The 23,363-nt window shown below is 50.8% G+C and carries 21 protein-coding genes and 1 pseudogene; 11 read left to right on the top strand and 11 right to left on the bottom strand.

The window, feature by feature from the left end; translation table 11 throughout:
- Window positions 1-235: 235 nt before the first annotated feature.
- Both F8561_RS04370 and F8561_RS04375 read left to right on the top strand, forming a co-directional pair.
- On the top strand, window positions 236-2,782 hold the full coding sequence (locus tag F8561_RS04370; protein WP_226777983.1) for an autotransporter outer membrane beta-barrel domain-containing protein: 2,547 nt from the start codon (window positions 236-238) through the stop codon (window positions 2,780-2,782).
- Between the two features lie 148 nt (window positions 2,783-2,930).
- On the top strand, window positions 2,931-3,971 hold the full coding sequence (locus F8561_RS04375) for an aldo/keto reductase (protein ID WP_032680300.1): 1,041 nt from the start codon (window positions 2,931-2,933) through the stop codon (window positions 3,969-3,971).
- Window positions 3,972-4,024: 53 nt separating this feature from the next.
- Here the strand turns inward: F8561_RS04375 and F8561_RS04380 are convergent, their stop codons facing one another.
- Both F8561_RS04380 and F8561_RS04385 read right to left on the bottom strand, forming a co-directional pair.
- Window positions 4,025-4,513, bottom strand: a complete 489-nt coding sequence (locus F8561_RS04380; protein WP_014171606.1) for a TIGR00645 family protein — start codon at window positions 4,511-4,513, stop codon at window positions 4,025-4,027.
- An 81-nt stretch (window positions 4,514-4,594) separates the two neighbouring features.
- A complete protein-coding gene (locus tag F8561_RS04385; protein ID WP_020883663.1) occupies window positions 4,595-5,098 on the bottom strand; it encodes an ESA_00282 family adhesion-associated protein in 504 nt (167 codons plus the stop codon).
- 102 nt (window positions 5,099-5,200) lie between these two features.
- Here F8561_RS04385 and F8561_RS04390 point away from each other — a divergent pair, with 102 nt between their 5' ends.
- Complete coding sequence (locus F8561_RS04390; RefSeq protein WP_020883662.1) at window positions 5,201-5,605, top strand: hypothetical protein; 405 nt, start codon at window positions 5,201-5,203, stop codon at window positions 5,603-5,605.
- A gap of 1 nt (window position 5,606) precedes the next feature.
- A complete protein-coding gene (locus F8561_RS04395) occupies window positions 5,607-6,059 on the top strand; it encodes a hypothetical protein (protein ID WP_014171609.1) in 453 nt (150 codons plus the stop codon).
- 45 nt (window positions 6,060-6,104) lie between these two features.
- On the opposite strand, the gene exbD is transcribed toward F8561_RS04395, so the two are convergent.
- Both exbD and exbB read right to left on the bottom strand, forming a co-directional pair.
- Window positions 6,105-6,530, bottom strand: a complete 426-nt coding sequence (exbD, locus tag F8561_RS04400; RefSeq protein WP_014171610.1) for a TonB system transport protein ExbD — start codon at window positions 6,528-6,530, stop codon at window positions 6,105-6,107.
- A gap of 4 nt (window positions 6,531-6,534) precedes the next feature.
- Window positions 6,535-7,266, bottom strand: coding sequence for a tol-pal system-associated acyl-CoA thioesterase (gene exbB / locus F8561_RS04405; protein ID WP_014171611.1), 732 nt, complete (start codon window positions 7,264-7,266; stop codon window positions 6,535-6,537).
- 251 nt (window positions 7,267-7,517) lie between these two features.
- On the opposite strand from exbB, the gene metC reads away from it, so the two are divergent.
- Together metC and yghB are read left to right on the top strand one after the other, a co-directional pair.
- Entirely contained in the window at window positions 7,518-8,705 is a 1,188-nt protein-coding gene (gene metC / locus F8561_RS04410; protein WP_047355872.1) for a cystathionine beta-lyase, read from the top strand.
- Window positions 8,706-8,854: 149 nt separating this feature from the next.
- Complete coding sequence (yghB, locus tag F8561_RS04415) at window positions 8,855-9,514, top strand: DedA family general envelope maintenance protein YghB (protein WP_014171613.1); 660 nt, start codon at window positions 8,855-8,857, stop codon at window positions 9,512-9,514.
- A gap of 47 nt (window positions 9,515-9,561) precedes the next feature.
- Here the strand turns inward: yghB and F8561_RS04420 are convergent, their stop codons facing one another.
- Window positions 9,562-10,461: an AraC family transcriptional regulator gene (locus F8561_RS04420; RefSeq protein ID WP_020883659.1), complete on the bottom strand. Its 900-nt coding sequence runs from the start codon at window positions 10,459-10,461 to the stop codon at window positions 9,562-9,564.
- Window positions 10,462-10,656: 195 nt separating this feature from the next.
- Between F8561_RS04420 and yqhD the strand changes: the two genes are divergently transcribed.
- Together yqhD and dkgA are read left to right on the top strand one after the other, a co-directional pair.
- The gene (gene yqhD / locus F8561_RS04425; protein WP_151887184.1) at window positions 10,657-11,820 is read left to right on the top strand and encodes an alcohol dehydrogenase; all 1,164 of its coding nucleotides are present in this window, start codon (window positions 10,657-10,659) and stop codon (window positions 11,818-11,820) included.
- Between the two features lie 105 nt (window positions 11,821-11,925).
- Complete coding sequence (gene dkgA / locus F8561_RS04430) at window positions 11,926-12,753, top strand: 2,5-didehydrogluconate reductase DkgA (RefSeq protein ID WP_025203158.1); 828 nt, start codon at window positions 11,926-11,928, stop codon at window positions 12,751-12,753.
- Window positions 12,754-12,788: 35 nt separating this feature from the next.
- Here the strand turns inward: dkgA and F8561_RS04435 are convergent.
- The 5 genes and pseudogenes from F8561_RS04435 to F8561_RS04455 all read right to left on the bottom strand — a co-directional run.
- A pseudogene (locus F8561_RS04435) lies at window positions 12,789-13,796 on the bottom strand (DUF3362 domain-containing protein); the annotation flags it as partial.
- Window positions 13,797-13,910: 114 nt separating this feature from the next.
- On the bottom strand, window positions 13,911-14,240 hold the full coding sequence (locus F8561_RS04440; RefSeq protein ID WP_000140246.1) for a hypothetical protein: 330 nt from the start codon (window positions 14,238-14,240) through the stop codon (window positions 13,911-13,913).
- 204 nt (window positions 14,241-14,444) lie between these two features.
- Window positions 14,445-17,159 carry a P-loop NTPase fold protein gene (locus F8561_RS04445; RefSeq protein ID WP_157843391.1) on the bottom strand — a complete coding sequence of 905 codons (2,715 nt, stop codon included), beginning with the start codon at window positions 17,157-17,159 and terminating at the stop codon, window positions 14,445-14,447.
- Window positions 17,160-17,283: 124 nt separating this feature from the next.
- A protein-coding gene (locus F8561_RS04450; RefSeq protein WP_087855188.1) for an IS3 family transposase occupies window positions 17,284-18,434 on the bottom strand; the annotation gives its coding sequence in 2 pieces (ribosomal slippage) (window positions 17,284-18,176 and window positions 18,176-18,434; 1,152 coding nt in all).
- 44 nt (window positions 18,435-18,478) lie between these two features.
- Complete coding sequence (locus F8561_RS04455; protein ID WP_023280967.1) at window positions 18,479-18,967, bottom strand: P-loop NTPase fold protein; 489 nt, start codon at window positions 18,965-18,967, stop codon at window positions 18,479-18,481.
- Window positions 18,968-19,825: 858 nt separating this feature from the next.
- Here F8561_RS04455 and F8561_RS04460 point away from each other — a divergent pair.
- Window positions 19,826-20,122, top strand: coding sequence for a helix-turn-helix transcriptional regulator (locus F8561_RS04460; protein WP_017384073.1), 297 nt, complete (start codon window positions 19,826-19,828; stop codon window positions 20,120-20,122).
- A gap of 423 nt (window positions 20,123-20,545) precedes the next feature.
- A complete protein-coding gene (locus tag F8561_RS04465; protein WP_023280966.1) occupies window positions 20,546-21,202 on the top strand; it encodes a TetR/AcrR family transcriptional regulator in 657 nt (218 codons plus the stop codon).
- 62 nt (window positions 21,203-21,264) lie between these two features.
- Here F8561_RS04465 and F8561_RS04470 read toward each other — a convergent pair whose 3' ends face one another.
- Window positions 21,265-22,248 (bottom strand): MDR family oxidoreductase, encoded by a 984-nt coding sequence (locus tag F8561_RS04470; RefSeq protein ID WP_023280857.1) that lies wholly within the window; start codon window positions 22,246-22,248, stop codon window positions 21,265-21,267.
- A 400-nt stretch (window positions 22,249-22,648) separates the two neighbouring features.
- On the opposite strand from F8561_RS04470, the gene F8561_RS04475 reads away from it, so the two are divergent.
- A protein-coding gene (locus F8561_RS04475) for an IS1 family transposase (RefSeq protein ID WP_226777984.1) occupies window positions 22,649-23,346 on the top strand; the annotation gives its coding sequence in 2 pieces (ribosomal slippage) (window positions 22,649-22,898 and window positions 22,898-23,346; 699 coding nt in all).
- The last annotated feature ends 17 nt before the right edge of the window (window positions 23,347-23,363 follow it).

Raw genomic sequence — 23,363 nt, forward strand, 5'->3', positions numbered from 1 at the left:
GGGTAACTGTTCAGTTCTATTTATGACACAAATATATTAACACCTTATTATCAGATTTCCTGATTTAAATACCCCAATAACTTACTCCTTATCTTTTAAATTTCATTACATCCTTTACTTATGAGAATTTCCTTAAATTAAATAAATTCCTTTACAAGGATGTCGACGATTTTTATTAACGGAGTTTCAGATGCGAAAATTTATGAACCGCACATTGCTTTCGCAGTGTGTCTTAATGGCTTTAACCTCTTTCGGTACCCAGGCAGCAATGACGGCAGCGACACCGTGTGAGGATGGCGTGACGACGCAAACCTGTGGATTAACGAAATATACCGATGACAGCTTTTATCAAAATCCCGGTGTGACAAATGCGGTTATGGCCGACGCCACGGCGAATAATATTTTCATGGATGGTCATCGAGGTGATGGCGACACGCAGTCATTAACGGTATCCGGAACGGATATGTCAGGCCACTATATCCAGGGAAGCAACGGCGGTACCGCGAATATCACCCTGAATAACGGCGCTACGGCCGATATGATTGAAGTCGGTAGCGGAGGCGCGACCACCAATACCACCGTGACGGTTGATAGCGCGACGCTGAACGGTGAAAACAGCACAGGCAATTACCAGCGTGATAAAACCTATATGATGGGCTCAGCGATTTATCTCGATCCACTGGATAAAGGCTACCACACCGTCAATATTGAGAACGGGAGCGCGCTGCACGGCAGCATTGTAAGCGCCGGCGCTGGCGAACAGGATATTACCCTCAGCAACAGTACAATGGATAAGGGCGGTATTTATGCAGGGAGCGATCAATCAAATACCCGCATTACGCTGACCGGAGCCACCGTCGATGCCTCGCAGAGTGAAATCGCGCAGAACATGGAACATTTGGCCGAAAAACTCAGCGCGTATAAGCCGTTCAGTGACATCAACCTGGATGGCGTGGGCGATCTTGCCATCGCCATGTACGGCACCCAGGCCGATTCCCTGGCCCTGAATAACAGTACCGTCACTGGCGATATTGGCGTTATTAATGAAAAGGGGTCGACATCACTTACGTTTACTAATAAGAGCGTCGTGAATGGCAATATTACCCTGAACGGCAGTTCAGCGAATTCTGTTCTGGTGGATAACAGCACCATTAATGGTGCGGTAAATACCGGTCAAAACAGCGGCAATACCACCATCACGCTGCAAAACAATGCCACTGTAAATGGTGATATTACAACCGGTGCGGGCGATGATACGGTCGTGCTGACCAATAATTCTCATGTTAACGGCAATGTTGATGGCGGTGACGGTAGCGACACGCTGTCAATGGATGACGGCAGTTCTGTTTCTGGTGAAATTAGTCAGTTCGAGACGGTGAACACGACCAGCAATAACAGCATCGCCATTGATAAAATTAACGATGCCACCAGCTGGAGTTTGCAAAATGGCTCAACGCTTGTCGCTACTACCACCGGCAGTAATGCGATGGTAAATATGAGCACCGACAGCTTTGTTGATTTCGGCAATATCACCGGGGTTAATAATGCCGTTGTCGTCAACAGCATTACTCCTTCGGCACAAAATCAGCAGAACGTGATTCTGGGTACGTTCACCACTTCAGGCACCAGCACCCCGCAAAATTATGCGGCGGCCACCTTCACAAATGGCCAACAGAATGTTGAAAACCGTAGCGGCGCTTATAACTATGACAACAGCCTGAATATTGTGGCCGCAGATACCGCGCCGCAGACACGCCTTACCGCCGATAATACGCAGTCGTGGAATATCGAATTTAACAGCCAGAAGGGCAGCCTCGCGAGCGACGTTCAGGGCCTTGTTGCCGGTCTGGACGCTGCCGAGCAGGCCGGACATCAGGTGGCTGATGATATCAGCAACCATATGAATCAGGTGCATCTGGCTAACCTGCTCGGCAGGCAGGAGGAAGGTGCGCAGGTCTGGGGTGATTTCCTCTATCAGAATGGCAACTTCAGCAATGATGTTGATTATAAGAGCATCACCCAGGGCGCTCAGGGTGGCGTGGACTGGACGGCACATCTGGACAACGGTGATAGCGTCACTGGCGGTATTGCACTGGCATGGACACGCAGCCGCGTGCAGGATACCCATGACGGCGCTGATAGCTTTAATGACAGCGTCTACGGTAATTACTACAGCCTGTACGGTGGCTGGCAGCAGGCGCTTAACGGCAGAACATGGGGTATGTTTGCCGACGGTAGCTTCAGCTATGGCGATATGCGGTACACCCTGTCTGCGAATAACGTGACGGGGAATACCAGCGGCATGACCGAAGCACTGCACGGTTCGACGGATGGCACCCTGTATATGGCGCAGGCGCGTACCGGTGTGAACGTGTTGCTGCCAGGTGAAACCCTGCTGCAACCTTACGCCACCTTAGGCTGGGATCAAACCAAAGCAAACGGCTTCTCCGACAGTGAAGTGACCTTCGCCGACAGTCAGGTCTCTTCCTGGAACAGTGGGGTCGGGTTGAGACTCACCACAACGCTTCGCGATCTGAACAAGAACGTGCAGATGATGCCGTGGATCGACGCACGCTTCCAGAAAGAGTTCAGCGACGATACTGATATTCAGGCGGCGGATTACCACACCACCTCCGGCCATAACAACACGATGGGGATCTTCGGAGCAGGCATCAATGCAACCATCGCGCATAACTTCACGCTCAATACCGGGGTGTATGTCGGCACAGGTGACGTGGACAACGATGCCAGCGTGCAGGCGGGGATGAGCTACAGCTTCTGACGAGTGAACGCCCGGTCAGTCTGATGCTGCCGGGCTTTAATCATTCAGGGTGGTCAGGCATGTCATCGCTTATCAACAGGATTTGTGATTTGATAAGCACAGAATGAAAACGTTGTTTCGAAAATTCATCGACAAGAAAGGAGACATCATGTCCTGGCACCCTTACCCCGCCCGCTACGAAAATATGCAGTACCGCTACTGCGGAAAAAGCGGCCTGCGCCTGCCGGCGCTGTCGCTTGGTCTGTGGCATAGTTTCGGCCACGTACAGCCTCTCGACTCTCAGCGGGCGCTGTTGCATAAAGCCTTCGACCTCGGCATTACCCATTTCGATCTTGCCAACAACTACGGCCCGCCGGCGGGAAGCGCGGAAGAAAACATGGGTCGTCTGCTGCGGGAAGACTTTGCCGCGTATCGCGATGAACTGATCATCTCAACCAAAGCAGGCTATGACATGTGGCCGGGGCCGTATGGGTCGGGCGGGTCGCGCAAATACCTGCTCGCCAGCCTCGATCAGAGCCTCAAGCGCATGGGGCTGGAGTATGTGGATATTTTCTATTCTCACCGCGTGGATGAAAATACGCCGATGGAAGAGACCGCCGCTGCGCTGGCCCAGGCCGTGCAGAGCGGTAAAGCGCTGTATGTCGGTATCTCCTCCTACTCCACGGAGCGCACCCAGAAAATGGCGGACCTGTTACGTGAGTGGAAGATCCCGCTGCTTATCCACCAGCCATCTTACAACCTGCTCAACCGCTGGGTCGATCACACCGGCCTGCTGGATACGCTTGAGAAAAACGGGGCGGGTTGCATTGCGTTTACGCCGCTGGCGCAGGGTCTGCTGACCGGAAAATACCTGAACGGTATTCCTGAAGATTCTCGTATGCAGCGTGAAGGCAAGAAGGTGCGCGGTCTGACGGAAAACATGCTGACTGAAGCCAACCTGAACAGCCTGCGTTTACTGAATGAGATGGCACAGGCCCGTGGTCAGACGATGGCGCAAATGGCGCTGAGCTGGCTGCTGAAGGATGAACGCGTGACGTCCGTGCTGATTGGTGCGAGCCGTCCGGAGCAGATCGAAGAGAACGTGCAGGCCCTGAATAACCTGCGCTTTAGCGACGATGAGCTGAAAAGGATTGACCAGCATGTTGCGGATGGGGAATTGAATTTGTGGCAGGCATCGTCGGATAAATAGCGCGGTCTGTCGCGCTCACGCTCCCCCTCTCCCCTGGGAAGAGGGGGGGAAAATTACTTCTTACTGATCTTATCCAGATACCCCATCACGAACGCAGACAGCACAAACGTCAGATGGATAATCACATACCACATCAGTTTGTTGTCCGGGACATTCTTGGCGTCCATGAATACGCGTAACAGGTGGATAGATGAGATCGCCACAATCGACGCGGCCACTTTATTCTTCAGCGACGAGGCATCCATTTTGCCCAGCCAGTTGAGCTTCTCTTTGCGCTCGTCGATATCGAGCTGAGAGACAAAGTTCTCATAGCCGGAGAACATCACCATCACCAGTAATCCGCCCACCAGCGTCATATCCACCAGCGAAAGCAGAACCAGAATCAAATCTGCTTCGGCAATGGAAAAGATGTTCGGCAGAACATGCAAAATTTCCTGGAAAAACTTAATCGTCAGCGCAATCAGCGCCAGCGAAAGGCCAAAATAGACGGGTGCCAGTATCCAGCGAGAGGCGTACATCGCGTTTTCAAAGAAGCGTTCCATAAAGTCCTGTCTGCAAACGAAACCAGCGCCCAGTATATCTCAACGGCGCTGACTGTTTGCAACAACTCACTCGTTGTACGTTCAGACATTGTCAGGATTAACGTCCGGGCGCGCGTACTCCGGCCAGACCAGCACCACCAGTTCCGGATACGCCTCCAGGCTGAACTCACGAAAACACTGGCGCAGGTTTAATACGTCCAGATCGGAACAGGAGACCTTCTCACCGTTAAGGCAACGCTTTTTGATATTGTCATAATATTTATACACCGCGGAATTCAGGTCGCTGCAGCGTCGCTGCGCTTCAAACAACCCAGGCGTGTCATTAATTTCCGACATTTTCATTCGCTTAATTGTCGCGTGCAAAAAGTCGATATATTCATGGTTCACCCGCCAGTACCAAACCGGTGTAACCGAGTTCATCAATACGGAGAAATGGTCTTCACCTTCCTCTTTTGTCATCAGTTCAGGTAGTGGAGGTTCACTGGCGTCTTTCGACACTTGCGTTTTATTGAACTCCTGCATCAATAAAAGAACACCAGCGGTCAGTAATAGTAATGTGATGACCGTAAAAAAAATGCTGTTCATGGGTAGGCTCCATTTTTTTTGATTTTAAAATTGCCTCATGATATTGTCAACGAATCTCACGCCTTTACCAACCCCACCCTGTTGTAATTAAAGGAAATTAAAATGCTGCCCGACTACCTCGTCCCGGCTAAGTACCACATTGCGCCTGTGGAACAGCAAACGACGGAAGCAGAAAAAGAGGCTAATTTCACTCAGGGGAAAAGAAAGCTCTCTGATTACGAGTCTGACATATTAATAGGCGTTTCTCGCACCGGTAAATCCCGTAATATGTTACTGGAAGAGCACGACCGTCATATAAAGGACCGGTTATTTCGCGCCGTTAAAATAGAAGCCTTTGTCCACCTGCTGAATGACCTGCAGGCCGAAGGTGAAATAGATGCCCAGAAACTAAGTCAAATAATCGCGGAAAAAACCAAAGAAATAAACGAAGCCGGCAATGAAATTTGGCTTAATCTAATTACGCGTGAAACCAACAACCCTATTTTTTATAACCTGGGGGAAGAGTAACGTGAAAGAAATTAAAGATAACGACGTTTATTTGGCTTTAGATAACAAAAAAAGTGATGAATTTATCTTAAAGCAAAATCTCGATGCACTGCGAAACACAAAAAATGCCGAGATGACGCGAATAACTCAGGACCTGGTATCGATCCCGGCGACGCTGGTACGCCTGAAATGGCATAATCGCCGCGAGATTTATCCTCTGCAGGTGAAGGAAGAGATATACGGCGCGGTGATGAATACCCTCATCGAACAGCGGCCTGAGCTGAAAGAGAAGCTTCTCGGGCGTCTGGAGGCCAATTATCAGTATCTGCTCGCCAGAGAAGTGGCCACCCTGCGTCTGACGCGCAAACTATCCGACGGCGAGTACCGCACGTCAAACGTCACCTGCGTTGCGCTTGATGAAGACGCGCTGGCGTCCCACGCGCCTGCGCCTGCGCCCACTGAGACAAAAAACTGATCGCCCGACACGCATAAAAAAAGCCGGCTTTCGCCAGCTTCTTTGTTATTTCGCGGCCGCTTTCTCTTCGCCGACCAGCCCAATCTTGAGATAACCCGCCTGATGCAGCGTGTCCATTACCTTCATCATGGTTTCGTAATCGACGGTTTTATCCGCGCGGAAGAAAACCGTGGTGTCTTTCTTGCCGCCGGTGAGCTGATCCAGCGCCGGGATAACAGACTGATCCGTCACCGGGTCGTTGCCGAGGAACATCGATTTATCCGCTTTCACCGACAAATAGACAGGTTTCTCAGGACGCGGCTGCGGCTGGCTGGAAGAGGCAGGCAGATTCACCTTCACGTCGACCGTCGCCAGCGGCGCAGCCACCATGAAGATAATCAGCAGAACCAGCATGACGTCGATAAACGGCGTCACGTTGATTTCATGCATTTCACCGTTATCGTCCAGATTTTCGTTAAGACGCATCGCCATACAATCAACCTACGCGCAGTTTAGACGCCGCATGCACCGGTTTAACGGAGCTGGCATTGAGGTCAAGATCGCGGCTTTGCAGCAACAGCACCTGCGCGGCGACGTCACCGAGCGTGGCTTTATAGTTGCCAATCATACGCGCGAAGATGTTATAGATGACGACCGCCGGAATGGCCGCGACCAGACCGATTGCAGTCGCCAGCAGCGCTTCAGCAATTCCTGGCGCAACCACCGCCAGGTTGGTGGTCTGCGTCTGCGCAATGCCGATAAAGCTGTTCATGATGCCCCAGACCGTACCGAACAGACCGATAAACGGTGAGATCGCCCCGATAGTGGCCAGATAACCGTTACCGCGGCCCATATGGCGGCCAACGGCAGCAACGCGACGCTCCAGGCGGAAGCCGGTACGTTCTTTAATGCCTTCGTTATCTTCACTGCCTGCGGAGAGTTCCAGCTCGTTCTGTGCTTCGTTGACTAACAGGGTGGTCAGGCTTTTTCCATGGAAGGATGAGGTCATGTCTAAGGCCTGATCCAGGGAGCGGGCTTCAGCCAGTTGCTGTTGTTCCCGCTTGAGGCGACGCTTCTGCGACAGCAGTTCGACGCTCTTACTGAAGAAGATAGCCCAGGTGATCACGGACGCCAGAACCAGGCCGATCATCACAATCTTAACCACGATGTCAGCATGATGATACATGCCCCAGACGGAGAGATCCGTCTGCATCAAATTATTACCCACTCTGTATCTCCAGGACGCAAATCACAAAATCTGACCGTAATAATATCAAAACGTCGTCGAATTGATAGTAGTTCTCATTAGTATTTACATACTGCCGTAATTTTCGTTCACTTTCCTTGCGCTTACGCAGTAAAAATTTCTTATGCGTATTTTTGCTAATATTTTCTGCTTATTCGATAAGCCCCCGGGTGCAGATTTTTACAATCGTGGTAGTCTGGACGTCCAGACGTATAAAAACAGGGTTAGCAAACATGACAAAGAAGCATCTTGATACCACGCTGGTACAGGCAGGACGCAGCAAAAAATACACTCAGGGATCGGTCAACAGCGTGATTCAACGCGCCTCCTCACTGGTATTTGATACCGTCGAGGATAAAAAAATCGCTACGCGCAACCGCGCCAAAGGCGGGCTGTTCTATGGCCGTCGTGGCACGCTAACCCATTTTTCACTTCAGGAAGCCATGTGCGAACTGGAAGGCGGCGTGGGCTGCGCCCTGTTCCCCTGTGGTGCGGCGGCAGTCGCCAATACCATTCTGGCGTTTGTGGAACAGGGCGACCATATCCTGATGACCAATACCGCTTATGAACCAAGCCAGGATTTTTGCACCAAAATCCTCAGCAAGCTCGGCGTGACCACCGGCTGGTTCGATCCGCTGATTGGCGAAGGTATCGCTGAACTTATCCAGCCGAACACGCGCATTGTGTTTCTGGAATCCCCAGGCTCTATCACCATGGAAGTGCACGACGTCCCGGCTATTGTGAAAGCAGTGCGCAGCAAAGCCCCCGAGGCAATCATCATGATCGACAACACCTGGGCGGCGGGCGTGCTGTTCAGGGCGCTGGAATTCGACATTGATATCTCTATTCAGGCCGCGACCAAATATCTGATTGGCCACTCTGATGGCATGATCGGTACTGCCGTATCCAACGCGCGCTGCTGGGATCAACTTCGGGAGAATGCCTACCTGATGGGCCAGATGGTGGATGCGGATACGGCCTACATGACCAGCCGCGGTATCCGTACGCTGGGAGTGCGCCTGCGTCAGCACCATGAAAGCAGTCTGAAGGTGGCCGAATGGCTGGCCCGGCAGCCGCAGGTCGAGCGCGTTAATCATCCGGCGCTTCCGGGCAGCAAAGGCCATGAATTCTGGCAACGTGACTTTACGGGCAGTAGCGGGTTGTTCTCATTTGTTCTTAAAAAACGGCTCAGTAACGACGAACTGGCGAACTACCTGGATCATTTTACCCTTTTCAGCATGGCTTACTCCTGGGGCGGGTTTGAATCCCTGATCCTGCCTAACCAGCCGGAGCAAATTGCGGCCCTGCGCCCCGGTGGAGAAGTGGATTTCAGCGGCACGCTGATCCGACTGCATATTGGTTTAGAAGATGTTGACGATTTAATTGCGGATTTAGCGGCAGGGTTTGAACGTATCGTGTAGAGTGCATGCTGAAAATGTACTCCCTGGACGCTTTTGTGAACACTGCCACCAGAAAAGTCTGCATTAGTTGCGCCCGCGATCAAACCCCACGGGCGAATTAGGGAGTACAATAGCGCTATATCTGCATCTGCTGTTCCACAGGAAAGTCCATGGCTGTTATTCAAGATATTATTGCGGCGCTCTGGCAACACGATTTTGCCGCGCTGGCGGACCCTCACGTTGTAGGTATCGTCTATTTCGTGATGTTCGCAACCCTGTTTCTGGAAAATGGATTACTGCCAGCCTCATTTTTACCCGGTGACAGCCTGCTTTTACTGGCCGGGGCGTTAATCGGTAAAGGCGTCATGGACTTCACGCCGACGATGGTCATACTTACCTCCGCTGCCAGCCTCGGTTGCTGGCTGAGCTATCTGCAGGGCCGCTGGCTCGGCAATACGCGCGTCGTGAAAGGCTGGCTGGCTCAGTTACCGCATAAATATCATCAACGTGCGACCTGCATGTTTGACCGCCACGGTCTGCTGGCGCTGCTGGCCGGGCGTTTTCTGGCGTTTGTTCGCACGCTGCTGCCCACCATGGCAGGCATTTCCGGGCTGTCAAACCGCCGCTTCCAGTTCTTCAACTGGTTGAGTGCCCTGCTGTGGGTAGGCGTGGTGACCACGCTTGGCTACGCGCTGAATATGATCCCCTTTGTGAAACACCACGAAGACCAGGTAATGACCTTCCTGATGATCCTCCCGCTTTTCCTGCTGGTCGCGGGACTGCTCGGGACGATTGCGGTCGTGATTAAGAAGAAATACTGCAGCGCGTGATATAAAAAAGCCGGGTGACGTTACGCTTACCCGGCTGGACTCTCCCCTCAGGTCCCCTGCATCATTCTGATGCGCGACGCATCTTCCCCCGGCGTGACGCCGAAGTAACGCTTAAACTCCCGACTAAACTGCGACGCACTTTCATAGCCCACCCGCATCGCCGCCGCGCTGGCCTTCATGCCGTCGTGGATCATCAGCATACGAGCCTTATGCAGCCGATAGGTTTTGAGATACTGCAGCGGCGAGGTGCTGGTCACCGACTTAAAATTATGATGAAACGCCGAGACGCTCATGTTTGCTTCCGCCGCCAGCTGGTCAACGCTCAGGTTTTCCGTGTACTGGCTTTCGATACGCTTGAGCACGCGGCTAATCAGGCTGAAGTGCGTCTGGCGGCTGACCAGCGCGAGTAATGCCCCACCGCCCGGCCCCAGCAGCACATGGTAAAGAATTTCGCGGATAATCTGTTTGCCCAGGATGCGTGCATCCAGCGGCCGTTCCATAACGTCGAGCAGACGCTCAATGGCGCAGAGGATCTCCTCGGATAACGTCGCGGAGTTAATCCCGCTCGCGGGCATCGACGGCCGGAACAATGCGTCCTCGCCAATCTCCATCAGCAGCTCCTGCAGCTGAAGGATATCGACATTTAAACGAATGCCCGCCAGCGGTACCGCTTCTGTCGCGAAAGTTTCACATTCAAAGGGTAAAGGTACTGTGAGCAGAAGATATTCATTGGTGTCATACCGGAACACGCGCTCATTGATATAGCCAATTTTATGGCCTGAAAAGAGAAAAACGATGCCCGGCTGGTACATGACCGGTGTGCGTGTCCCTGGCTGCGTCCCATACAGAAGACGAATGTCAGGCAACATGTCACCGACGCCATTTTCTTTATCAATCAGTCTTTTAATCTGCGCAGTAAGCTGAAGGCAGATCGCTTCACGGTTCATTTTACGTTACTCCGGCTACGGTTTCCGTCGTTGACAGTGTGCGCAGTTTACCGTGTTTTCTCCAGCGCTCTGTAGAAATGGGCAAGACATCGGCAGGAATGTGCATTGAGAGGATAGCCCCGGACGGCCACAATGTGCAGCATCAGGTCGCCTTCAGCGCCACCACGGTTTTTCACCCACATAAGGGAACGAGCAATGAATAATTTTAATCTCCACACCCCAACCCGCATTCTGTTTGGTAAAGGCGCTATCGCCGACCTGCGCGCACAGATCCCTGCTGACGCCCGCGTACTGATCACCTACGGTGGCGGCAGCGTGAAAAAAACCGGCGTACTGGATCAGGTTTACAGCGCGCTGGAAGGTCTGGACGTGCGTGAGTTCGGCGGTATCGAGCCTAACCCGTCTTATGAAACACTGATGAACGCGGTCAAGATCGCCCGTGATGAAAAAGTCACCTTCCTGCTGGCAGTCGGCGGCGGCTCCGTCCTGGACGGCACCAAATTCATCGCCGCTGCGGCGCACTACGCGGACGGTATTGACCCGTGGCACATTCTGGAAACCCGCGGCAGCGATATCAAAAGCGCAATCCCAATGGGTTCCGTGCTGACCCTGCCTGCGACCGGTTCTGAATCCAACAAAGGTGCCGTTATCTCCCGTAAAACCACGGGTGATAAGCAGGCCTTTATGAACGATCACGTTCAGCCTGTATTCGCCATCCTCGATCCGGTTTACACCTACACCCTGCCTGCACGTCAGGTCGCGAACGGTGTGGTTGATGCGTTTGTGCACACCGTTGAGCAGTACGTTACCTACCCGGTAGATGCCAAAATTCAGGATCGCTTCGCGGAAGGCATTCTGCTGACGCTGATTGAAGACGGCCCGAAAGCGCTGAAAGAGCCGGAAAACTACGATGTGCGCGCCAACGTGATGTGGGCGGCAACCCAGGCGCTGAACGGTCTGATCGGTGCCGGCGTGCCGCAGGACTGGGCAACCCATATGCTGGGCCACGAACTGACGGCCATGCACGGTCTGGATCACGCACAAACGCTGGCCGTCGTCCTGCCTGCACTGTGGAACGAAAAACGTGATACCAAACGCGCTAAATTGCTGCAGTACGCTGAGCGCGTGTGGAACATCACCGAAGGTTCTGACGATGCGCGTATCGACGCGGCTATCGAAGCAACCCGCAGCTTCTTTGAAGGTCTGGGCGTGCCAACGCGTCTGTCCGGCTATGGTCTGGATTGCAGCTCCATCCCTGCCCTGCTGGCGAAACTTGAAGAACACGGTATGACCCAGTTGGGCGAGCACGGCGACATTACGCTGGAAGTGAGCCGTCGTATCTACGAAGCGGCACGCTAAGCGTTTTTGACATCCCGCCTTTCGTTTTTTGACATTTCGTCCAGACTTAATGCACATCACATCGTCGGGGGTTCCCTCCGACGATGAGCACCTGAAGGAGGAAAAATGGCAAACCAAACCGTAATCAAGCTGCAGGATGGCAACGTGATGCCCCAACTGGGGCTAGGTGTATGGAAAGCCGGTAACGACGAGGTCGTCTCCGCCATTCATAAAGCACTGGAAGTCGGCTATCGGTCGATTGATACCGCCGCCGCGTACAAAAATGAGGACGGCGTGGGTAAGGCACTGGCCAGCGCTGGCATGTCCCGCGACGACCTTTTCATTACCACCAAACTGTGGAACGACGATCAAAAACGCCCCCGCGAAGCCTTGCAGGAGAGTCTGGACAAACTCCAGCTCGATTTCGTCGATCTCTATCTGATGCACTGGCCAGTCCCGGCTATCGATCACTATGTTGACGCCTGGAAAGGGATGATTGAGCTGCAGCAGGCAGGGCTGGTAAAAAGCATCGGCGTGTGTAATTTCCAGGTTCACCACCTGCAGCGCCTGATTGACGAGACGGGTGTCGCGCCGGTTATCAACCAGATTGAGCTGCACCCGCTGATGCAGCAGCGTCAGCTTCACGCCTGGAACGCCACGCACAAGATCCAGACCGAGTCCTGGAGCCCGCTGGCACAGGGCGGTGAAGGGGTGTTCGACCAGAAAATTATTCGCGATCTCGCGGATAAATACGGCAAGACGCCGGCGCAAATCGTTATTCGCTGGCATCTGGATAACGGCCTGGTGGTGATCCCGAAATCGGTCACGCCATCGCGTATCGCTGAGAACTTCGACGTCTGGGATTTCCGCCTGGATAAAGATGAACTGAGTGAAATTGCGAAGCTGGACAAGGGCAAGCGTTTAGGCCCGGATCCCGATCAGTTTGGCGGGTGAATAAAAAAACCCCGGCTCGCCGGGGTTTTTATTTTTTACGCTTTACGTTTCACGGGTTTCTTCGCACTGGCGTTACCGTTTGAACGCTGATGCACAATCGGCGTGTGCTTGGTCAATGCCGGGCGCGTATGGCGGTTCTGGCGGCGCGCTTCACGCATCTCGTCAAGCGTAGGCGCAGGCACCAGGCAGTCGCGGCGCGAGCCGATCAGATGCTTTTTACCCATATCTTCCAGCGCCTGACGGATCAGCGGCCAGTTAGCCGGATCGTGGTAGCGCAGCAGTGCTTTATGCAGACGGCGCTGTTTATCCCCTTTCGGCACCACCACATCTTCACTCTTATAGCCAATTTTACCCAGCGGGTTCTTGCCGGTGTAATACATGGTTGTTGAGTTCGCGAGCGGTGATGGATAGAAGTTCTGCACCTGATCCAGACGGAAGCGACGCTGTTTCAGCCACAGCGCCAGGTTCACCATGTCCTCATCGCGCGTGCCTGGGTGCGCGGAGATGAAGTATGGGATCAGATACTGCTCTTTGCCCGCCTGCTTCGAGTAGGTGTCAAACAGCTCTTTAAAGCGATCGTAGCTGCCCATACCCGGCTTCATCATCTTGGACAGCGGGCCTTCTTCGGTATGCTCAGGGGCAATCTTCAGGTAGCCACCCACGTGATGCGTCGCCAGCTCTTTGATGTAGCGCGGATCTTCCACGGCGATATCGTAACGTACCCCGGAGGCGATCAGGATCTTCTTAATCCCTTTCAGGTCACGCGCACGACGATAAAGGTTGATCGTCGGTTCATGGTTGGTATCCATGTGCTGACAGATATCCGGATACACGCACGACAGACGACGGCAGGTCTGTTCCGCACGCGGTGACTTACAGCGCAGCATGTACATGTTCGCGGTCGGGCCGCCCAGATCGGAGATCACCCCGGTGAAGCCAGGCACGGTATCGCGAATGGCTTCGATCTCATTGATGATCGAATCTTCGGAGCGACTCTGAATAATGCGCCCTTCATGCTCGGTAATGGAACAGAGCGAGCACCCTATAATTCTGATCATTTAGAAATTTTTTTGCGTTTAAAATCAATGAATTGAAAGATTTCATTTTTCTAAGTCTGATAAAACAGATGAAAACCCAACTGACTATACTCATAAAACTCAATCTTTGCGCTGCTGTACGATACCAGTAATTACAGGCGCCGAGTTTAACATCATGAAAAGTAGCCCAATAATGAATGACGCAACGCCAGCTGCGGTGCCTAACTTCTGACTGAACACCATTGAAACAAAGTACATATTTGGGATAAAAACGGACATAGCAATCACGAAAAGTAACTTATTCAGATAATTATTTATTCGGGTCTTAACCTCAACTCTATCATAAAAAGCCATCGAAACGTAAGCAGTTATCAGTGAATAAAAAGACCATGTCATATAGTTAACCGATTCATTAAATGCCTCTCGCAAAAGCAAAGCACTTTCTGTCATTCCCTACCTCATTAAATCAATAGAAAATAAATCTGAATAATTTATTTTTAAAAGAAAAGAACACAACATAACTTCAGTAGTTATGATTAATCCCTGAATGATTATTTCTTAGCAAGATATAACATGCTTAATGTATATCAGGCAATAAAAAAACTCCCAAAGACCACCGCTGTGGTCTTCAGGTATAGGATTTAAAGAACGAACTCAGTCCGGAAACGTATCACTATCTTCTGTAACGTCCGCTTTCTCTGGTAACATTCTGTTTTTAATATACTGTGAATTCCTGCAGATGAGAGGAAAAATCTCCGAGTTATTCATTATACAACTCGTTGCCGTACGGGCGTCCTCCGGAGACCATGATGAAAATGAAAACGTCTGACGGTCAAGCCATTGAGACAATAATACATTATCAACAGAAGCGCTAAACAGCGCCGCAATAGCCCTGCGTTCAACGGCCTTCTCAGGTTCAATAAACGACAACTCATTATGAAAACGGGTAATAATCGCAATACGGCTGTCAATACGAATATGTCTTTCAAGTAAGACATCGTGCAACTCATCAAGTACAGTCTCTCTCTGGGTATCGTCGAGGCAAGACCACAGGAAATGAATGTTCTCGGCATTTGTGACAACGTCTGGCTCTGCATCACGGAACCATGATGCAAAGATACCCACACTACCTTCCATCCGGATATGCTGCCCCTGAAGTTGCATTTGTTCAAGGATAAAGCGCATGTTCACAGGAAGAACCGTAAAACACTCAATAAGCCTTTCAGAAGAACTAAATACTCCACATGCCAGGGCGTTCAGCTTTTTCTTCAAAATATCAAACTGCTCACCTGACTGATATACGTCATGGAGAAATACTGGACCCATAGCATTCACATCAGACTCAATTATTTTCTCTGACAGTGCTTTTTGACGCTCTCGCACAAATATTAAAAGAGAGGTTGCATTTGTAGCTTCTTTGATGACGTCATACTGACCTTTAACAAAGCTCAGGACAGGTATATTCACCAGAAGACCTAAATCAACAATCCTGCCAACAGCATTTTTGATGTACGGCAGAACATTTTTATCCTTAAGTGCTATAAAGATACTCTCGGCAGTACGTAGATAACGAAGATATGCAGCCAAAGCCAGGTCAAACCGTTCCTCACCAATATGTTCACTGTACGACTCGATACCGGCATAGTTACCATGGAGCACCATGTGAGCAACAGCCTGTGCAGCAAATTCCGCAGGGAAGAGATTCCTCGTCGCCGTATTATTAAGATAATATTGATTTAAAACATTATTATTCCAGTCCGGGCTCAGAACAATTTTTCTGAAATGGATAACGTCCTCAACAACCTGACGATTTTTAAGCGTCATTATTGCAGAGCTAACCTGAGCCCCACCTGTACCATCATTCTTTCCAATTACGTTCTGTACCGCCTTCGATGCAATATTGATATGCCGGATAATTCCCGGATTAAAAAGGTCTATCTGAGGTTGCTCAGCTCCATAGCGTAACATCTCCTCCCGACCGTGATTTCCGATATCTAGTGTGCCAATTTTCAGGTTTGACAAGGTCTCTTCATTATTGACAAGGTATTCCACATAAAATACGCCATCTACAAAATTCTCCATTTTATTCAGTAGTGATTCACCGGCCAGAACAGAGTATGAATCAGCTTCCTGCAGCAACGTCTGCGTGGATTCAGCCTCCAATTTTTCTGAATCCTGAATTTCATCAAGTTTACTCACAATAAACGATATTTGCCTTTCGACGAAAGGCTCTAGGCTTATCCGCCCGTCAGCCATCAGTTTCTGCAGACTCAATACGAAACCTTCATCATTCTTTTCTCTGAGTGAAACAGCATAACTCTGATTCAGCATTTGCACTGCGACTTTGAGTTGCGGTTCGGCGAGAGCCTGACACTTCTCATCCATCCGGCTATAAGAAACCAGCCAGTCTCGCATCTGAATATGTGGTGCCACTCGCTGCCATGCTTCAGCGAAACCCCACAAGGCCGTCAGTTCTTCAAGCCGTGGGATATTTATAGCACCAATCGCGTCTTTAAGAGGCGTATCAAGCAACTCGCTCCTGGCAAGCTCCACCGTGGACTGATAGTGGATGCTCATCAGAAATTCGCTCCATCTTTCTGTATCGTTATTAAAAATTCGGGATATTTGTTGATAAGTTAGCGAGAGCATCTCGTCAAAATCATCCGGAGCAATACCGGGTTCGGTCTGACTAGCTTTGGGATCGCGAAGTAATACTTTAATATCTCGCTCCCCGTATCTGACCACCAGTAAGTAGAGAGCAATAAGAATATGGCGATGATCTTCTGTTGCAGGAACGGTAAGGTTCAGAATATGAATATCATTAACAAACTTCTTCATTAATCGCGGTGTGATACGAGGATACTCAGAGGGTTTCCAGCGCTCAAGCAACACCGTTGCTTCCCGGCACGCTATCCCTGCATCCTCATTTACTGTTTCTTTCCAGTACTGCCTTAACGCTTCCTGCCATCCTGCCGAAATAAGAGGAGGAACCTGAAAACTTACAGGAATCCGCTTTGCAATAAACTCACGCCCGCTGAAACCCGCCACAGAAAGTGAGGCTGAAACCTGTCTTGCCGAATAGGGCACCACTATCCTGAAGTGTTCATGAGTGGCTCCGGCAATAAGCTCCATATCACTCCAGAGCTCTTTCACTTTGTCTGCACTGATTCGGTCCAGATTATCAATGATAAGGATGAAGCGATCTCCATGGGAAATGACCTCTTTGGAGGTAAATCCCTGCAGAGCTTCAGCCAGCTCAATAGCTCCGACCTCCTTATTAACTAGCCAAGTCTCTTCAATCCTGTCAGTACTGTTGCGTTTGAACAAATCACCAATACTCGAATACCCTTTCTTTCTGTACCATTCCATGTTCTGCAGGCATGCCAGTCCTGCGACCATAATGGCAGGAGAAAGAAACGCGGCCACCTCAACATAAAAAAGCCACCCTAATAATGACTCCTTGTGATCCTACCCACGTAATGTGGACACGGCCCTAAGCGAGGTTCTGGTTTTCAAATTGTTCGGGACTGAGTCCGCCACAGGCACTGTGTCGGCGCCACCGATTGTAATCACACTCGATATAATTAAACACCGTCATCCGCATGATTTCCCGGCTGATAAGGCGTTCCCCGTGGATACATTCCACCTTCAGCGAGTGGAAGAAGCTTTCCGCGCAGGCATTGTCGTAACAACATCCTTTGGCACTCATGCTACCGTGCAGATTATGCCGCTTCAGTAACGCCAGATAGTCTGCCGAACAGTACTGCCCGCCTCTGTCCGTATGCACGATGACATTTTCCGGGCGCTTACGTCGCCAGAGTGCCATCTGTAGCGCATCGCAGGCCAGCTGCGCTGTCATCCGCGACGACATCGACCAGCCGATGACAGCACGGGACCACAGGTCAATGACCACCGCCAGGTACAACCAGCCTTCGTCCGTGCGCAAGTACGTGATGTCACCCGCCCACTTCTGATTCGGGCCACTCGCGTAAAAATCCTGTTTCAGCAGATTTTCAGACACCGGCAGGCCATGTTCGCGGTATCGGACCGGGCTGAACTTCCGGGCCGCTTTTGCGCGAAGCCCCTGACGCCGCAGGCTGGCGGCAATGGTTTTGACGTTGTACTCAGGCAGTTCGTCAGCGAGACGAGGCGCACCATAACGCTGTTTTGCCTCAGTGAATGCCTGACGGACAGCAGTATCACAGACGAGCCGGAACTGCTGACGTGGTGTTATCTGCTGACGACGCAGACGCCACGCATACCAGCCGCTACGGGCGACCCGCAGTACCCGGCATATGGCTTTGACGCTGAACTCAGCCCGATGTTTTTCAATAAAGACATACTTCATTTCAGGCGCTTCGCGAAGTATGTCGCGGCCTTTTGGAGAATGGCCAGCTCCTCTGCCTGTTCCGCCAGTTGGCGCTTAAGACGGGCAATTTCAACGGACATTTCCTGCTCACGTTCGGAAGAGCTGCGGGCATTGTTAATCTTACTGCGCCATGCGTAGAGCTGGGATTCGTACAGGCTGAGTTCCCGGGCAGCGGCAGCAACACCGATACGTTCCGCAAGCTTCAGGGCTTCGTTGCGGAATTCAGGCGTGTACTGTTTGCGGGGCTTCTTACTGGTTGATGCTGGTTTTGTCATGAGTCACCTCTGGTTAAGAGTTTACTCACTTAGTCGTGTGTCCACTATTCGTGGGTAAGATCATTGTTAGTAAAATATTGATTAAGGTCTGTTAGCACATAACGAAGCATCTGCACGGAAAGCAATGACAGTAAAATAAAAACGACGGTCAACCAGCTTAGCCTGCTGCTGACCCTCTTGTCGTATTCAACGATGTTACCCAGAGCCAGATTTTTATACTTATCCAACACATCCCGGGAGCCCGGACATTGTAGGCTGACCCCGTGGTGGATGACATCGATAAGCGCTTTTTTAGTTGAGCCATGATGGTAACGTTCTGCATCAAAGTTAATGAACGTAAAATCATCTTTAAGCTTTTTCTGCAGGAACTTCAATATTGTTGACTTACCTGAACCCAGCTCACCTTCCAGACCAATAATATTGACATCAGGTGTCCTGATGATCTGAGCCACATTCTCTGCAACTTTTTCATGACTGCTGCCTCTAAACATATCCTGGTCAGCGGGTGATTCCGTCTGCAATCGTAGAGTCATTCAGCAATTTCCTTCGTTATAACGTAAGATTCTTTCACTATTAGACACAGTACAGAGCCCACAGCAACCAAATGACTGCAGCCGGGGCAGTTTAGTTTTAAGCATGCATAAGCCGATTTCGATGGAATCCCTTTCACACAATAATATTGAATTGAAGCAATGAAAACATTAATGTGTTTGTTGTGACTAGCTGCAGGGGCCTGGAAGAAATTCCAAAGCCTGACAAACCGGAACAGGGCTTGCTCTGCTCCGGTTTTATCCAGTTCATCTTGAAGCCCTTGTTTTTGTTACATATCCCTGCTCACTCTTTCAGCCATTGTTAAGCTTCTTGTGTGTAATCTGCGAATAATACGGATGCAAAATTGATGCAATGGATTATACATACCTACAGCGCACGTTACGCTGAGCTGAATCGAATTTCAGAGAACGTTCTTCGCTATTACCCTGCCCAGCCAGTTGAACACATTTTATCATCCGGCCCCGAGAGTGACATGTTCTCTGCCTGGTACAGCCTTCATCAGAGTCAAACTAGACGTTATTTACAGGCAAAAGAAGACAGCTACAGAGTTTAAGTCTGACATTATTCGTGGCTGTGTCTGCCTTCGGAGTTTTCAGCTTATCCCGATAACAGCGGTTTTGAAAAATTGACGTTTTTTACACCGGTACATTGCCCGAACGCAATCTCCCCCGTAGCGAAATACCGCCCCGCAGAAAATCGTCCATGCTCGGCATGCCCCTGGAACATCAGCATCTTTTCAATAAAGGTTTTACAGCCTATAGTCTGTATAACACAAAATACACCTTACCTGCTGTATTACAGGGCGGTACTCCCTACTCAGTCTGCGAGGCAGGTCACTTATGAATAATCAGTTCCCGATAAAAACGCTGAACCAGCTCAGACCTGTGCTAATCGGGTTTCGCAAAATCAAGGGCTTCACGCAAAAAGATGTGTCTGAGAGGCTTGGCGTAACGCAGCAAACCTATGCCCGCCTGGAAGCAAACCCTGCTAGCGCCAGTATTGATCGTCTGTACAAGGTATTCAGTATTCTGGGCGTAGAAATAACGCTGTCATCTATTTCCCCTTCACCCTTCATTTCCCACACAGAGATGAGGGGGGCATTTGACAGCACTCCCGCCAGACGGGAGAAATGGTGACTATTAGAAGTTTGCTAGTTTTGTCGAATGACGCCAACTACATGTCCGCATCCATCGAGTAGTGGCTTCAAGCCACGATTGTCACTGCCTCCGCTGCCTTTTTCCAGTAACTCTCTCCTTTTAATTCTAATATTTAGGGGTGTCAACGCAAAGCAGAAACGGCACCTTCTTTGCGAGACAGAAATGACCTGTGATTGCCTGGCCGATTTATGGCAGCTAAGTGCGAGAAGCGGATATAGCGAATTCGCCATTGTACGGGATTAGCAGGTTTACTGAAGCAACCTGCGATGGCGTTATGGCAATAGTCAGTCCCCTGTCCAGTCGGCATAGGTGGCCACCTCGTCACCGCCGGGGATAAACTGATTGAAGCCTCCGCGCAAAATCACTTATTCTTTTCCGTTAATAAAATGCAGGAGCAAAGTCATGACTGGCGAAATTCGTGGGCGAGGCAGGCCACGAAAAACAGAGAGTACCTATACAGATACCCGTAATGACCTGATCCGAAGCGGGCTTGAACTGCTCACGCAGAATGGTTTTCTTTCAACGGGAGTCGATGCCATTGTCAAAAATGCCAGTGTTCCTAAAGGCTCATTTTATTACTATTTCAAGAGCAAAGAAGAGTATGCCCAGACTGTTCTGAGCGCCTATGACAGTTTCTTTGTGCATAAACTCCAAAAACATCTGTATGAATCATCCTTCACACCAATGATGCGTCTGGAAAATTTCATCGACGATGCCTGCGACGGCATTAAAAAGTACAATTTCACCCGGGGCTGTCTGGTTGGCAATATGATGCAGGAGAGTCCGGGTCTTCCACTGTCCTTTATCAAACAGCTCCACGAAATACTTGAGCGCTGGCAGGCGCTTGTGGCGTGCTGTCTGTCCGACGCGTTATCTTCGGGCGAAATCCGTTCCGATATGAATAATACGCAACTGGCGGCCATTTTCTGGAGCAGTTGGGAGGGTGCCGTAATGCGTGCCAAACTTTATTGCTCAACCCAGCCTGTGTACGACTTCTGGAGCTATTTCAAAAAGTCAGTACGCTATCAGCCCTCTAAGGACACGGCTGTTGAAAAGTAAAAAAGGGGCCGCAGCCCCTGATAATAATTATCAAACCCAGGCTGAGCCTGGCTTCCACTTCATTAGCTACACTGAATTACTGCCCGGCCACGAATTCCGCCACTCAGAAGTTTTTCGGCCACATTGATGGCATCACTCAGCGGATAAACGGTGGTCAGGCTATCCAGTCTGGACTCCGGTAAATACTGTACCGCCTGCTGCCAGATCGCCGCTCTTTTTTCCTTCGCGAACATGACACTGTCAATCCCTTTCAGCGTGACGCCACGCAGGATAAACGGAGCCACATTCCCCATTAGTTCCATCCCCTGTGCCATGCCGCAGGCTGCAACAATACTGCCATAACGCACCCCGGCGCATACATTGCAGAGCGTATGGCTACCGACTGTATCAATGGCGGCAGCCCAGCGTTCTTTCTGTAACGGTTTTCCGGGACAGGAGAGCTCGGAACGGTTAATAATCTCGTCCACACCGACCGTTTTATAGAGCCAGGCAGCCTCTTCCGGGCGTCCAGTAGACGCCGTAACGCGGTACCCCATTGATGCAAGGATCATGGCCGCAATGCTCCCGACGCCGCCGCTGGCACCGGTAACAAGTACCGGACCATCTTCAGGCTTAATACCATGATTCAGAAGTGCGTCTACGCACAGCATCGCGGTAAACCCAGCTGTTCCGATTGCCATTACGTGTTTGCCGTTAGCGCCAGCCGGGAGCGGCGTCAGCCAGTCTCCATTTACCCGTGCTTTTTCGGATAGTCCGCCCCAGTGTTTTTCCCCAACACCCCAGCCGGTCAGGAGAACCTTATCTCCGGCCTGATATTCGGGATGTGAACTGGCGGACACTGTACCGGTAAAATCAATGCCGGGCACCATGGGAAAGCGTCGGACGATTGGGCCCCGGCCCGTAATGGCCAGTGCGTCTTTGTAGTTGATGGATGAATAGTCAACATTGACCTCCACATCCCCCTGCGGTAGTTCACTTTCAGCGATTTCAGCAAGTTGCGCACTATAGCGTCCATCTGTTTTGTTGATTAATAAAGATTTAAACACGTTCACCTCGTTTGTCCGGGCGTTTACCGTTCAGTCATTAAGTCGTCAATAAATAATATTGACCGATCGTCTAATAATCAACACTACTATCCCAGTGCTTTGCCAGCATTCAAGAAACATTATTCATTTCATGCACTTAAAGCTGTCTTTTTTGACCGACATCAAACTGTATTCTGGTTTATCTGGTGCAGAGGGAAAATCAGCATCCCTGAAGATACATAGCTAATGCTTCAGAACACGGCTGATGATGCGATAAAACAACCAGGCTTTAATGAGTTAGTCTGAGCGGACCTTCGGCTCAGTAAATAGGTCCGCTCCGTGCCAAGAGCAGACGCTGGTAATTCGGGTAATGGTGCCAACTTACTGATTTAGTGTATGATGGTGTTTTTGAGGTGCTCCAGTGGCTTCTGTTTCTATCAGCTGTCCCTCCTGTTCAGCTACTGAAGGCGTGGTGCGTAACGGTAAAAGTACTGCCGGACATCAGCGCTATCTCTGCTCTCACTGCCGTAAAACATGGCAGCTACAGTTCACTTACACCGTCTCTCAGCCCGGTACACACCAGAAAATTATTGATATGGCCATGAATGGCGTCGGATGTCGCGCCAGTGCACGCATTATGGGCGTTGGCCTCAACACGATTTTACGACACTTAAAAAACTCAGGCCGCAGTCGGTAAACTCACGCATACAACCGGGCAGTGACGTCATTGTTTGCGCGGAAATGGACGAACAGTGGGGTTACGTCGGCGCTAAATCACGCCAGCGCTGGTTGTTTTACGCGTATGACAGGATACGGAGGACGGTTGTGGCGCACGTATTCGGTGAACGCACGTTGGCCACGCTGGAGCGTCTTCTGAGCCTGCTGTCGGCCTTTGAGGTCGTGGTATGGATGACGGATGGCTGGCCGCTGTATGAATCACGCCTGAAGGGAGAACTGCACGTTATCAGCAAGCGATATACGCAGCGCATTGAGCGGCATAACCTGAATCTGAGGCAGCATCTGGCAAGGCTGGGCAGGAAGTCACTGTCGTTCTCAAAATCGGTGGAGCTGCATGACAAAGTCATCGGGCATTATCTGAACATAAAACACTATCAGTAAGTTGGAGTCATTACCGG

This window comes from Enterobacter sp. 198, from assembly GCF_009025585.1.
GTDB classification, from domain to species: domain Bacteria; phylum Pseudomonadota; class Gammaproteobacteria; order Enterobacterales; family Enterobacteriaceae; genus Enterobacter; species Enterobacter ludwigii.

Excerpts from the sequence above, each read along its gene's own strand:
- F8561_RS04370 (WP_226777983.1), top strand. The coding sequence starts at position 236 with ATGGCTTTAACCTCTTTCGGTACCCAGGCAGCAATGACGGCAGCGACA.
- F8561_RS04375 (WP_032680300.1), top strand. The coding sequence starts at position 2,931 with ATGTCCTGGCACCCTTACCCCGCCCGCTACGAAAATATGCAGTACCGC.
- F8561_RS04380 (WP_014171606.1), bottom strand. The coding sequence starts at position 4,513 with ATGGAACGCTTCTTTGAAAACGCGATGTACGCCTCTCGCTGGATACTG.
- F8561_RS04385 (WP_020883663.1), bottom strand. The coding sequence starts at position 5,098 with ATGAACAGCATTTTTTTTACGGTCATCACATTACTATTACTGACCGCT.
- F8561_RS04390 (WP_020883662.1), top strand. The coding sequence starts at position 5,201 with ATGCTGCCCGACTACCTCGTCCCGGCTAAGTACCACATTGCGCCTGTG.
- exbD (WP_014171610.1), bottom strand. The coding sequence starts at position 6,530 with ATGGCGATGCGTCTTAACGAAAATCTGGACGATAACGGTGAAATGCAT.
- metC (WP_047355872.1), top strand. The coding sequence starts at position 7,518 with ATGACAAAGAAGCATCTTGATACCACGCTGGTACAGGCAGGACGCAGC.
- yghB (WP_014171613.1), top strand. The coding sequence starts at position 8,855 with ATGGCTGTTATTCAAGATATTATTGCGGCGCTCTGGCAACACGATTTT.
- F8561_RS04420 (WP_020883659.1), bottom strand. The coding sequence starts at position 10,461 with ATGAACCGTGAAGCGATCTGCCTTCAGCTTACTGCGCAGATTAAAAGA.
- yqhD (WP_151887184.1), top strand. The coding sequence starts at position 10,657 with ATGAATAATTTTAATCTCCACACCCCAACCCGCATTCTGTTTGGTAAA.
- dkgA (WP_025203158.1), top strand. The coding sequence starts at position 11,926 with ATGGCAAACCAAACCGTAATCAAGCTGCAGGATGGCAACGTGATGCCC.
- F8561_RS04440 (WP_000140246.1), bottom strand. The coding sequence starts at position 14,240 with ATGACAGAAAGTGCTTTGCTTTTGCGAGAGGCATTTAATGAATCGGTT.
- F8561_RS04445 (WP_157843391.1), bottom strand. The coding sequence starts at position 17,159 with ATGGAATGGTACAGAAAGAAAGGGTATTCGAGTATTGGTGATTTGTTC.
- F8561_RS04455 (WP_023280967.1), bottom strand. The coding sequence starts at position 18,967 with ATGACTCTACGATTGCAGACGGAATCACCCGCTGACCAGGATATGTTT.
- F8561_RS04460 (WP_017384073.1), top strand. The coding sequence starts at position 19,826 with ATGAATAATCAGTTCCCGATAAAAACGCTGAACCAGCTCAGACCTGTG.
- F8561_RS04465 (WP_023280966.1), top strand. The coding sequence starts at position 20,546 with ATGACTGGCGAAATTCGTGGGCGAGGCAGGCCACGAAAAACAGAGAGT.